Annotated in this window: 8 protein-coding genes; 4 read left to right on the top strand and 4 right to left on the bottom strand. The window is 58.7% G+C overall.

Features of this window, described 5'->3' with window-relative positions:
- Positions 1 to 66: 66 nt before the first annotated feature.
- The 4 genes from HRU92_RS20020 to HRU92_RS20035 are packed head-to-tail and all read left to right on the top strand — an operon-like array spanning position 67 to position 4,949.
- Positions 67 to 1,056 carry a D-2-hydroxyacid dehydrogenase gene (locus HRU92_RS20020; RefSeq protein WP_173089133.1) on the top strand — a complete coding sequence of 330 codons (990 nt, stop codon included), beginning with the start codon at positions 67 to 69 and terminating at the stop codon, positions 1,054 to 1,056.
- Between the two features lie 38 nt (positions 1,057 to 1,094).
- Positions 1,095 to 2,081 carry an ABC transporter permease gene (locus tag HRU92_RS20025; RefSeq protein WP_173089135.1) on the top strand — a complete coding sequence of 329 codons (987 nt, stop codon included), beginning with the start codon at positions 1,095 to 1,097 and terminating at the stop codon, positions 2,079 to 2,081.
- An 8-nt stretch (positions 2,082 to 2,089) separates the two neighbouring features.
- Complete coding sequence (locus HRU92_RS20030) at positions 2,090 to 3,229, top strand: ABC transporter permease (protein WP_173089137.1); 1,140 nt, start codon at positions 2,090 to 2,092, stop codon at positions 3,227 to 3,229.
- Positions 3,204 to 4,949 carry an ABC transporter ATP-binding protein gene (locus tag HRU92_RS20035; protein WP_248307282.1) on the top strand — a complete coding sequence of 582 codons (1,746 nt, stop codon included), beginning with the start codon at positions 3,204 to 3,206 and terminating at the stop codon, positions 4,947 to 4,949. Before HRU92_RS20030 ends, HRU92_RS20035 begins: the two co-directional genes overlap by 26 nt.
- Positions 4,950 to 6,862: 1,913 nt before the next feature.
- On the opposite strand, the gene HRU92_RS20040 is transcribed toward HRU92_RS20035, so the two are convergent.
- The 4 genes from HRU92_RS20040 to HRU92_RS20055 form a co-directional block, all read right to left on the bottom strand.
- A complete protein-coding gene (locus tag HRU92_RS20040) occupies positions 6,863 to 9,709 on the bottom strand; it encodes a virulence-associated E family protein (RefSeq protein ID WP_173089139.1) in 2,847 nt (948 codons plus the stop codon).
- Positions 9,709 to 9,933, bottom strand: coding sequence for a hypothetical protein (locus tag HRU92_RS20045; RefSeq protein ID WP_173089141.1), 225 nt, complete (start codon positions 9,931 to 9,933; stop codon positions 9,709 to 9,711). Before HRU92_RS20045 ends, HRU92_RS20040 begins: the two co-directional genes overlap by 1 nt.
- A gap of 360 nt (positions 9,934 to 10,293) precedes the next feature.
- Entirely contained in the window at positions 10,294 to 11,061 is a 768-nt protein-coding gene (locus tag HRU92_RS20050) for a hypothetical protein (RefSeq protein ID WP_173089142.1), read from the bottom strand.
- Positions 11,045 to 12,238 (bottom strand): site-specific integrase, encoded by a 1,194-nt coding sequence (locus tag HRU92_RS20055; protein ID WP_173089144.1) that lies wholly within the window; start codon positions 12,236 to 12,238, stop codon positions 11,045 to 11,047. Before HRU92_RS20055 ends, HRU92_RS20050 begins: the two co-directional genes overlap by 17 nt.
- Positions 12,239 to 12,496 lie beyond the last annotated feature (258 nt).

Raw genomic sequence — 12,496 nt, forward strand, 5'->3', positions numbered from 1 at the left:
TGCGTTTCTCCCAGGACGGGGCGTTCGACGCTCCGTCCAAGAAAATCAAGATAAGGGCGATAGACTATGAGCCAACGCGTTGTGATGGTGGACAAGACCGTGCCCTTCGAAGGACGGCACTGGGATCGGCTGGTGGAGGCGGTCGGGTCCGATCTTCTCCTTGCTGTCAATCCACGCGATAGGGTAGCCGTCGATCAGGCACTCGAAACTGCAGAGATCGCCATCCTCGCCGGCGATTTGGACGAGCGGTTCATCAATGCCCCCAAGCTGCGCTGGATCCATTGCGATCATGCCGGGCTGACCAAGTCAGCCAAGCCCGAAGTGTTCGAGCGCGGTCTGATCGTCACCGGTTCGGCTGGCCGTTCCGGCCCGGCGCTGGCGGAGCATGTGCTGATGTTCGCGCTGATGCTGTGCTCCCGTTACCCCGATCTTTATGAGGCGCAGAAGCGGCAGGAATGGTTCCGCACGCCGTCCATGTTCGACCTTCGCGCCCTCTATGGCCGCACCATCGGCATCCTGGGCATGGGCCATACTGGTGTCGAACTGGCGAAGCGCGCCAAATCCTTCAACATGACCGTGCTAGGCTATCGCCGTCGCGACCTGCCCAAGCCGGAGGGCGTCGATGAGATCTTCAGTGCCGACAAGGGTGACACGATCGGTCCCATTCTCGAGCGTGCCGACGTCCTGGCGCTCGTGCTCAATCTGTCCGATGCTACCCATCACCTGATCAACGGCGATGCAATCGCCCGGATGAAGCCGGGGTCCATCATTGTCAACCTGGCGCGCGGGGGCGTTATCGACCAGGACGCCTTGATTGCTGCGCTACATTCGGGTCACCTGGCCGGGGCGGGGCTGGACGTTACCGATCCAGAACCTTTGCCCAAGGGCCATCCGCTTTGGACCGCGCCGAATGTCCTGATCACGCCCCATTTCACCGCGGCAGTACCGGACAAAGTTGACCGTTCACTCGACGTTATCACCGACAATTTCAAGCGCTATCGCTCCGGCCAGCCCATGATCAACCGCATGACAGCGGAAGACCTGTGGACCAAGTGAGCCGGGTAAAGCAGGGGCGTTGGAGGGAATAGGCTGCCATGCTGCGATATGTCGTAAAACGCGTTATCTATATGATTCCGACTATGATCGCGATCTCGATAGTGGCGTTCCTGCTGATCCAGCTGCCGCCGGGCGATTTTGTCACCTCGCTGGCAGCGCAAATGTCGGCACAGGGCGACTCGGTCGATCCGGCGACCTTGGCCATGCTGCGCCAGCAGTATGGTCTGGATCAGCCGATCTGGGTGCAGTACTGGATCTGGATTTCCAACATAATCTTTGAAGGCGATTTTGGCCGCTCCTTCGATTTCGACGTCCCGGTTTCTGATTTGCTCTGGGCTAGGCTTGGCCTGACTTTCGTGCTGGCCTTCACCGCTCTGGTCTTGACCTGGCTGATTGCGCTGCCGGTAGGGATCTATTCGGCAGTGCGTAAATATTCGGCCGGCGACTACATAGCCACTTTCCTGTCCTTCGTGGGCCTTGCTGTTCCCAATTTCGTTCTAGCACTTGTGCTGATGTATATCTCGCTGCGGCTGTTCGGGATGAGCATCGACGGGCTCTATTCGGCACAATATGCCAACGCGCCCTGGAGCTGGGACAAATTTCTCGATCTTGCCCAGCACCTTGTTATTCCGGTTATCGTGCTGGCAAGCTCCGGCATTGCCTCGCTGGTCCGCATCATGCGCGCCAATCTTTTAGACGAGCTTTACAAGCCTTACGTGACAACCGCCCGGGCCAAGGGGCTGTCCGAGTGGCGATTGATCTTCAAATACCCGGTTCGGGCCGCGCTTAATCCTTTTGTGTCGACCATCGGCTGGACCCTGCCAGAACTGGTTTCCGGGGCGACGGTGACGGCCATCGTGCTCAATCTGCCCACGACCGGACCGTTGCTGCTGCGCGCCTTGATTTCGCAGGACGTCTACCTCGCCGGGGCCATGATCCTGATGCTGTCGGTGCTGACCGTCATCGGAACTCTGATTTCTGATCTTTTGCTCGCGTGGCTCGACCCGCGCATCCGTTATAGTTGAGGGCCGAGATGAGCATCGATCAAACCCAGCATGAGCTCGACCCCGTCTTGGCCGATGATCGTGGCGGGCGGAATCTTGGGCGCGCTGGCCAGTGGCAGTTGGCCTGGTACAAGTTCAAGCGCCATAAACTCGCCGTAGCCGGCGGCATCGTCGTCATCTTGATCTACCTGGTCGCAGCCTTCGCTGAGTTCCTGGCGCCCTATGGCCCTGGCGACTATTCGGCCCGCTACACCTATGCACCGCCGCAGCCCCTCCAAATTTGGAACGGCGAGCAGTTGGGACTATTCGTTAACGGATATTCGGTGGAGATCAACCCGAACAGCTTGGCGCGCGAATTTGTCGTCGATCCAGAAGAGATCATTCCGATCGGATTCTTTGTCGGAGGCGCGCCTTACAAGATGTGGGGATTGTTTGACAGCAATATTCACCTCATCGGCCCGCTTGATGCCAGTGATCCGATGTATCTGTGGGGCGCTGATCGCCTGGGCCGGGACATGCTGAGCCGCATCATTCATGGCACCCGAATTTCCATGACCATCGGCCTCGTCGGAGTAAGTGTCAGTCTGTTCCTCGGCATCCTGCTTGGCGGTATTTCCGGCTATTATGGGGGCAGGATCGACAATCTCATTCAGCGCCTCATCGAGTTCCTGCTAGCCATTCCCACAATTCCCCTGTGGATGGGCCTGGCGGCTGCCATTCCGCCCACGATGTCGCCGATCCAGGTCTATTTCATGATCACCCTCATCCTGTCCCTGGTCGGCTGGACAGGACTGGCACGTGTTATCCGGGGGCGCTTCATGGCGATCAAGAACGAGGATTTCGTCACGGCTGCCCGCCTCGACGGGACCAGCGAAATCGGCATAATGATGCGCCACATGGCACCATCCTTTGCCAGCCACATCATCGCCTCTGTAACGCTGGCCATACCGGTCATGATCCTGTCGGAGACGGCGCTCAGTTTCTTGGGCATTGGCCTGCGACCGCCGGTCGTGAGCTGGGGCGTGCTATTGCAGGAAGCGCAAAACATCCGCTCTGTGGCTCTCGCTCCTTGGCTGCTCTTGCCCGGCGCCGCAGTCATTGTGACTGTCCTGGCCCTCAACTTCCTAGGCGACGGCCTGCGCGATGCCGCCGATCCGTATAGCGATTGAGATGAATAGAATGGATTATCCGGATCAGACCATCGTAATGAAAGTGGAGGGGCTTTCCCTTGACTTCAAGCTGCGAACGGGCATCTTCCATGCGGTGCGCGATGTCAGCTTCAACATCAGGCGTGGCAAGACACTATGCCTGGTAGGGGAAAGCGGTTCGGGAAAATCGGTCACGGCACGCTCGCTCATGCGGATCGTCGATAATCCAGGCCGTATAGTGAAGGGGCAGATCACCCTTGAGGTCGATAGCCGTAAAGTCGATATCACTGCCCTCGACCCCAAGGGATCCGAGGTCAGACGATTACGCGGAGCAAAGATCGGTCTGATCTTTCAGGAGCCAATGTCGGCCCTGTCGCCATTTCACACCATTGGCAACCAGATCGACGAAATGCTTCTGATCCACACCGATCTTGACGCCAAGGCCGCCCGCGCCCGCACCATTGAGCTGCTGAAACAAGTCGAGATCGCCAATCCCGAAAGGATGGCCGAGCGCTACGCATTCGAGTATTCAGGCGGCATGCGCCAGCGCGTCTGCATCGCCATGGCGCTGGCCTGCAATCCTGATGTGCTCATTGCGGACGAACCGACGACCGCCCTTGATGTCACCACTCAGGCGGAGATCCTCGACCTGATCAAGCGCTTGCAGTTGGAGCGTGGCATGGCCATGCTGCTCATCACCCATGACATGGGAATCGTCGCCGAAGTGGCAGATGAAGTCGCCGTCATGCGCTATGGCAAAGTTGTCGAGCTCGGGCCTGTGGACAAAATTTTCTACGCCCCCGAGCACCCCTATACCCGGCAACTGCTGGATGCGACCCTCAAGCTTGAACATCACGCGCGCGTCACAGCGGAACCGGCCGAAACACCCGCCGCGGCCCGTGAACCCATCATCTCCATCCGAAACCTCTCTAGGCACTATGGCGGAGGCACATCGCTGCTCGGCAAGACTCAGGCCGCTATCCGGGCGGTGGACGATGTAACGCTCGACCTGCTGCCGGGCGAGAACCTCGGTATTGTTGGCGAGAGCGGTTCGGGCAAGACCACACTCGGTCGCTTGATCATGCGCATCGTTGATCCGACCGAGGGTAGCATCCTTTATCGCCAGCCGGACGGCAACCAAGTCAATGTTGCCGCCCTGAGTAAATCGGAGCTCCGCACCTATCATTCACAAGTCAGGATGATCTTCCAGGACCCGTTTGCCTCGCTTAACCCACGCATGACGGTCAAGCAAATCGTCGGCGATCCTCTCTATGTCAACAAGCTCACCAGCGGCAGGGACCTCGAAGGACGCGTCGCAGAACTTCTTGAAATGGTCGGGCTCGATGCCGAGATGATGGATCGTTATCCCCATGCCTTCTCCGGCGGCCAGCGCCAGCGCATCGGTATCGCGCGCGCCTTGGCACTCAATCCGCGCATCATCATCGCAGACGAGGCGACTTCGGCGCTCGACGTGTCCATCCGCAGCCAGATCCTCGACCTTCTGCTGGCTGTACAGGCCCGTTTGGGTCTGAGCTTCATCTTCATCTCACACGACATTTCCGTAGTCCGCTACTTCTGCGACCGCGTCGCCGTGATGTATCGGGGCAAAGTTGTCGAAGAAGGCGAGGCAAGCAAGATCTGCACGACACCCGATCATCCCTACACCCAAGCCCTAATTTCCGCCGTACCTAATCCCGACCCTCGTAACAAGCGCATGCTACAGCGGGTCCGCAAAGGCTGACTTGGCTATCACATTGCCAATTCCTGAATTGCCGCATAGATGCGGCTCTACGGCAGCGAGAAACAAAACTGCTATCTGTGATGTACATGAAAATCTAGATAGCCGGCAGACTTCACTCGAAAAGGAGAGTGATTGCCTAGCTCCTCGAAGCTTGGTTGCGATGCCGATAGCTCTTAGCGGTACGACTACTATTCTGTCGGGCCGATGACACCAATTTCCTGCGCATTGGTTCGTCATGGCTTGAAAGGCGGAGAACCGCGGACGCCTGCGTGCTGGAACGCCATCTGAATACGTGATCGGTTCGCGGTTCGCGTGAACCGGTCGGGCGGAATGGCATCGAATTCTCTCCGTGATAGCACGATGCTGCTGCCGGTCAGCTCGAGCAGGCGGGCCAACACCTGGCAAGCGTCGAATTGCCGCTGACCGATTTACCGGCCAGCACGAGCGCCTCGCGCTTGCCGATGGTGAAGGACACACGTCATGCGCTGCATGCAGGTGATGGGCAGACTTGCGCCCAGCGCTGCATATGGCCAAGCAAATCATCCACTGTGGCGCATGCTCGGAATAGCGAAATTCACTTGTTAGCCTCTTCATCAAAAAGCATGGCGAACTCGGTATGGCCACCGAAGGAAATCGCTTTGTTCGACATCTGTGCTGACACCTGTTTCTGGCAGATCATGTTCAACGATAGGCCTGACGCTCTTCTTCAGTAAGATCGGTGCAACGTACGCCACTCCCAGTCTTGGTCCGTGTAGAAGCAATTAGCCTAATGTCCTCTGCAGTGATCTTCGCCTGCCCAGCTCCGTAGGCGTCGACCACGGCGAATCCGAGTTCCTCTAATTTGTCAGCGACAACAGCTGGATCTGCTCGGAACTCTCCCGACGGCAGCGCCCCCCTCGTCCTTGGTGTGGCTTCGCAACTGCCGCAGCAATCACCGGCTCTGCGTCGTAGCGACTTTCTTTGGGTAATCTAAGGAACGTCGGACCTTCACCATATCCATGGCGCGCGAGAAAGTTCTGGCGCCAAGCGGTGGAATTCATCCATGGCGGCCCGCTCCGCATCACGACTGGTAAGTAGCGATAATGACATGAAGTTCCCCCAGAGTGCGAATGTCACGACAGGGTAGAGGACTGTCGACTAGGGGATGGCCCAGTCAGCTTAGGCTTACGCAGGAGTATAGAAGTCGCTCCGGGTCCCTCTCGGCGGATGGGCCGATCGGGGGGTGCGCGGAGCCGCGCGTCGTCACCCATTTTGGGTCAGGGTCATTGGACCATTATGTTCTAACATTACATCGCCGTGGGGGATTTGCTGGGGGTCACACGGGGAAACCGCATCCCCTGAGAGCCCTGTTAACCATTTGCCGGGGGTCACACGAGATCGCCCCCTCAATACCGAAAACCCCCTCCAATTTTTGTGGGTTTTTCCATGAGAGACCTAAATCCCCGAAGGGGGCACAGGGGGCAGTAGTTTTTCCACTGCCCCCCTATTACCGCCCCCCTCTGAAACGCCCGGATAACCTAGAGTTTTTGGGGTAAAGGGGCAGGGGGGCAGTAAATCTATATAGAGGATATTAAATAATGTAAGAAAGGGGTAGTTACTACGAGTAACCACCCGCCCGGGAAATCCCGACGCCGTAAGGGGACAGGGATGCCTCTTTGCCCCCTTTTGGCACTGAAAACAGGAAAAGCCCCCAGAGTCCGGGCGTTTCAAGGGGGGGCAGCGAAAAGGGGGCAGATGCCCCCTTCGGCAAGCTCCAAAAACAAAAAACCCCCGCAGGTTATGCGAGGGTGAAGAATTGTTCGTCGGTATGATATTAGCGGTTTGCTTGTTTTGCGACGTATTGGTCCCAAACCGGGGTGGGGGTGTCCACCGTTTTGTGCCGTCCGTCAGGAGGCATCATGGTCTTTGGTCCTTTACACGAGGTCTTCAGGGTTGAGTTCTTCTTCGGCGTCGAGGTCTTCGTCGGTGAACTCCGAACCGACGAACTCGGCTTCGGCGTGCTCGGGCGCGTCAGCGAAGACGAAGCCGCGCTTCACGTCGATGGGGTCGGCATCCTCGCGGATATACCAAGACGTTTTCTCGCTGCCCCAGCGCTTGTAGCGGCCGTCATCGCCGCGCGGGTCGGCGATCCAACCGGGCATGGCCTTGATAGCTTTGAGCAGGAGCTTGTCTTCCCCGGCCTTGCGCGGCACCGGCCATTCGATGCCGAGCGCGGCAGCGGCGTCGGCAGCGCGGAACACGGTGCGCTGGACATAGACCCCATCTGGGATGACGCCTTTGTCGAGGAACGAGGCTGGGTCCTTGCCATAGGCAGAGGCGAAGTCGTGGATCGTGATTGGGTGGTCGAAGGCGTCCACCAAGAAGCGGGACCACTCTTCGTCCATCTGCTGCTCGCGCACGCCTTCCTGTAGCAGCTTGGCCTCGGCGTCTGCGGTGCCAGAGAGCATCAAGGGCAGGTCTTCGTGCTGGTTGCGGGGGTACATGACGCGCAGGGCCCGGTATAGCTCCAGAGCCTCGGCCCAGAGCTGCGGCAGGGCCTCTTGGAGCGCCGTGGTGTCAATGGACCCTACGGTCACCCGAAGCGGCCAGAAACGACGGTTGCCGGTGCGGTCGCGCAGATAGACATCTTCGTTGGTCGTGCCCCAGAAAAGGGACTGACGGCGGATCACGGTGACCTGCCGGTCATAGGAGAAGCGAACGGTGTTCTCCTGCCTAGACAGGAACGCCTTGGTCTCGGCCACGCCGGTCTTGTTCTGGAAGGCCAATTCGGGAAGCTCGTTACCCCACTTGCCCGCGATTTGCTCGGACACGGCCTTGGCATCGCCTAGATCGTTGGTCACTTCGCCGAACCAGCGCGGCGTGTAGAGGGTGCGGATGAAGGTGGACTTGCGGATGCCTTGGTCGCCTTGCAGGATCGGGGCATAGTCGAACTTCATGCCGGGCTCGTAGGTGCGAGCGACGGAAGCGATCAGGGCCAGCTTTGCCGTCTCGCGGGCATAGGCGGTGTCCGGCATACCGAGATAGTCCACGAAGAGGCGTTCAACGCGCGAAACGCCGTCCCATTCCTCTTTCTCAAGGAAGTCCTTGATCGGGTGGTAGCGGTTGCGCATGGCCGCCAGCACAACGCCGTCCGCGATATCGCGCTCGGCGACCGTAGCAAGGCCATAGCCGACCTTCCCCGGCCCGTTGGGCGTGGCGAGGATCGCTCGCACTGTCTGGTGGCCGATTTGGCTCCAGCGGTCACCCCAATCTTTGTCGAGGCAGTGGAGCGTCGGCACGTTCTCGGATCGGCTGGCGATGTCGCCGAACAGGCGAACGCAGAGCGTGAAGTCGTCCCAGCGGAGCTTCCCGTAGAAGCGTGGATCATTGTAGAGGATCGCCGCGACGTTGTGGACGGATGAGACGATATCGCCGTTCTTGTTGACCTCCAGCTCCTCGCCGAACCACGTCTTGGCCTTGGGGTTCTTGGCGGTCTTGGTCTTTTTCGACTTGGGTTTTTCTGGCGGCTCTTCGTCATCGGCGGCCGCGAGATCGTCATCGGACAGGCCGAAGTCGTCCTCTGCTTCCTCCGTGTACTCGGCGCTCTCGGCTGACAGGTCTTCCTCGACCTCGACCTCGTCATCCTCTTCACCGACATCGCTGTCATCGAGCATCGCACCCAGATCGTACCGGGATTTGGTGCGCTCGGCGCAGTAGCGCGGCTCGGTCTGGATGAACTCGCGCATGGCCTTGGAGGAGGGCCATTCCATGATCGGGGTATCTGGATTGACCTTCTCATCCAGCTTGCCGAACATGTGGATGCGGTAGAGGTCCCACGCATTGACCAGTTGCTCGCCTACCGGATCGGTGCCGTGGTGCGAGTAAAGGAAGCGGCCGTCATCCTCGACCACGGCCCCGTTGGAGGCCGAGCCGCCAGTGTAGGTGTAGCGGGGCTTGGCTGAGCTGGAATCGCCCGGGACATAGATGTCGGACAGGTGCTCGGCGATCAGGTCCTCAATCGGCCATGCCCGGCAGAAGTCGCCGATCACACCGGGCTTGAGCCATGGGTCCTCTGCCTTATCGGCGTGCTTGCGCAGGCCCTCCTCGCCCTTGTAGAGCGGCAGGATGGAGATGTCGCGCCAGTCGCCATAATGCTCCTCAAACCAAGCGAACTGCTCATCAGGGTCGAGCAGGTTCCCGCGTGTGCGCAGGAACTCATAGACCTGATCCTTGGAGATCGTCGGCAGGAACATCATCTGCGCTCGGCGCGAGGAGACGGTATCGACCTGCTCCATGGGCGTGTTTTCGTAGTCGATCCGCAGAGAGACGATGCGGACCAACGGCCCGTATTCGTCCGGCTGGACCTTGCGCGACATCGGTAGGATGACGCGACGGCGGGGGTTCTGGGGCGTGGAGGATCGGGTCGAAAGGGTGACGCTCTCGAACCCAGCCAACCAGTGGACGCCGCTAACCATGTCGTCCCAAAAGGTGTCCCACGGGTAGTCCAGATCGAGGGTCATCAGATCGCGCGGCTTGACGTTCGCGAGCTTGCGGATGCCGCCTTCGCACTGCGCGCCGCTGATCCAGCCATTGATCGACTTCAGACGAAGCTGCTCATCGCGGCTCATCTTCATGTAGACTTTGTGCTTTTCGTTGGTCTTGGTCGGCGTCGACAGGAGCTTGACCAGATCGGCCCATGAGCTGACCTTGTTGTCCCCTTTGCCGAGGTTAGCGCCAGCGCCAACCGCGTAGGAGACCATAGTCTTGTCGTGATTCTCCATCAGACCAGCCCCCGCCCAAGCTCGAACATCAGCGCCTTGAGGTGGGCGATGGAGATGGGGCGATCCACTGATTTTCGCCAGCAGGCCACGGTACTATATTTGGTGTCTGTGAGGTCGCAGACCGCCGAAATACTCAAGCGGTAGGTTTTCATCAGGGCGAGAAGTGTCTCAGTGCGCCAGTCAGCAGACTGCCAGCACGGGTCCGTGTGGTCTGGAAAGGTCATGACGGGTCTGAGCCCGCTCGTGCGGAGATTGCGGCATCCAGCCAGCCCTGCGGCACGCCGCTGGCCCGGGCTAGTTTGGACAGTTTGATGAAGCCGGGAACCTCCCCACGTTTGACCAAAACGTAGTAAGTGCTAAGAGCGACGCCATAGTAAGTGGCAGCCTCGGGAGGACGTAGGATTGGGCCAACCGCTGGAGTATCTGCCCAAGGCGGTGCGGGTCGTCGGGATGTCCCACCTTCGCTAGGAACGTTTTTATGGATGTTGCTGGTCATTTTCAGTCTCCGTTTGTGCACGGAAGACTGACGTTAAAACATGGTCGTCGCCAGCGCTCGAGCTGCTGTCAGCATGCTCAAAGCAGAATTAGGGGAGCACGCCGAGTTCCCTAAAACTCTTGACTTCAGCGTGAGCTTCAGAACCAGGCGGGGCTTGTACCTTCGCAATCCACTTCCGTATTTCTCGCTCTGATGCCATCGGCAACTGGCTGCTGCGGCGCGCTTTGGCTTCCGGTGAATCGCTCCGCAATGGGGGCGAGCGGTACTTAACTGCCATCTCGTGTTCGAAATCTGGGTTCGAGTGGCCGCCTTCGTCCCATTCCTTCAAAATGAGCCTACGGACTTTGTTCAGTTCACCCGTCGCCTGACGCTTTTTTCCTGCGGCGACTTTCGCCGGGTCCTTTGGTTTCTGGTTAGCAGGCGCCTCTACGGTTCCTCTGAGCGTGCTCAAGATAACGGCAAACTCACAACTGCTGCGTCTGAGACTGGAAGCCCAAGCCGGAGTGTGCCCAGACCGCTGTGCAATTTGTGCCCACCCCAATGGCGAGCGGTCATGACCAGTAAAGATCCCCTGTAACGATCTGAGGATATCCGTCACCTCAATTTCCACATTTTCCCACGAAACCGACCCGTCGTGATTGCGCCATTTGCGCTGAAATCCTCTAGGCAAAAAGCTACGGTATCGTTGCGAGCCGTGTGCTTCTTGGTAGCGCTCGGGATCCAAACCGGCCATGATGACAAGAGCCTGCTTCGCTGACCAATGGTCCCTACGAAGGTAACGCTCTAAAGTGTCTCGTTGACGTTGTGCGATTGCCGCCGGCCGCTTCTTCGGGGAAAGGTCATGCGGCTCGGTCAAGTTGCTCCTCCTTGCCACCGGAGTAGCAGTACAATGCCCATTCCTCCATCAGCTCACGTCGCCTCTCCAGCATATCTCCGCGGCGGTAAGCCGCTTCCGCGGCGTTTTTGATGGTATGCGCGAGCGCCATCTCAGCGACTTCGTTTGGATAAGTAGTTTGTTCAGCCACCCAGTCGCGGAAAGTGCTGCGGAAACCGTGTGCCGTAACGTCAGTGTTCATCCGACGCAAAGCCATTGCCAAGGACATTGAGGAGAGTGGCTTTCCTTCTCTCTGTCCTGGGAAAACAAAGTGTCCAACTCGCTCTGCCTGCCGGGCTCGCAAAACGGCTACTGCCTGCGCGGATAATGGGACCCGGTGTTGCTTGCCGGCCTTCATGCGGACAGCCGGAATGGTCCAGACTTTGGCATCCAAGTCGATCTCGCTCCATTCGGCATTGAGGACCTCTCCGGACCGTGCTGCGGTCAAAATCGCAAGCTCCAACGCTCGTGCTGCCGCTGCGGGTCGTTCACGAAGTGAGGCCAAGAATGCTGGGAGCTCTCCATAGGGCAGTGCTTTGTGATGGCCTCGAGTCAGCTTCCTGCGGGTTGGCAGGACGTCAGCGAGATGGTTTCGCCACAGCGCAGGGTTCTCACCTGTCCGAAGGCCGCGGACCTTTGCTGAAGCAAGCACGCGCTCGATGCGCCCTCGGAGGCGGGAAGCCGTTTCTGCCTTTGCTGTCCATATTGGTTTGAGGATCGAAAGGACGTGGTCGGTCTCAACCTGCGCGACCGGCATGCTCCAGATGGAAGCGCAGTAGGTCTCAAGAGTCGACGACCACTGAGCGATGTGCTTTGAATTCTTCCATTCGGATTTGTTGAGTTCTACGTAGTCTTGGGCGCACTCGCCGAAGGTTTGCAGCTTCGGCTTCTCAGCCTTTTTGGCTTCAAGCGGATTAGTGCCAGTGGCCAGAACTGCACGAGCAGATTGAGCAAGCTCTCTGGCTTGCTTGAGTGGCACCGTTTGAGCCGACCCGAGGCCCATCTCGGTCGGCTTGCCGTTCCAGCGGAAAAGGAAGACCCATCGCTTCCCACCGTTTGCTGAGATCGACAGATAGAGGCCGCCACCATCCGAATGGCGGCCCGGCTTGGTCAGCGACCCTACGCCAACTGCACTCAGCTTATGGAGCGAACGTGCCATTTCCTGCCCTATCATCTGCCCTATCAAGTAGTGGCGATGTTAGTGGTCGGTGCTGGACGTTGACAGACATTCAGACGGATCTGGTTAACGCAAAGGCCCAGCATCTCTGGTGTTTTTGGATGTCCCTGGATGTTGCAAGACAAGCTTCGACCAGTATTTGGCGGTCTTCCTCTCCGCCACTCCTAAGCCGTTGAAAATGCAGACCGAGAGTCCGAATCAAAACGCGGATTCTGTCACAGCATCCCGTCACATCCGACG

The organism is Devosia sp. 1635 (genome assembly GCF_013185955.1).
In the GTDB taxonomy this organism is placed as follows: Bacteria; Pseudomonadota; Alphaproteobacteria; order Rhizobiales; family Devosiaceae; genus Devosia.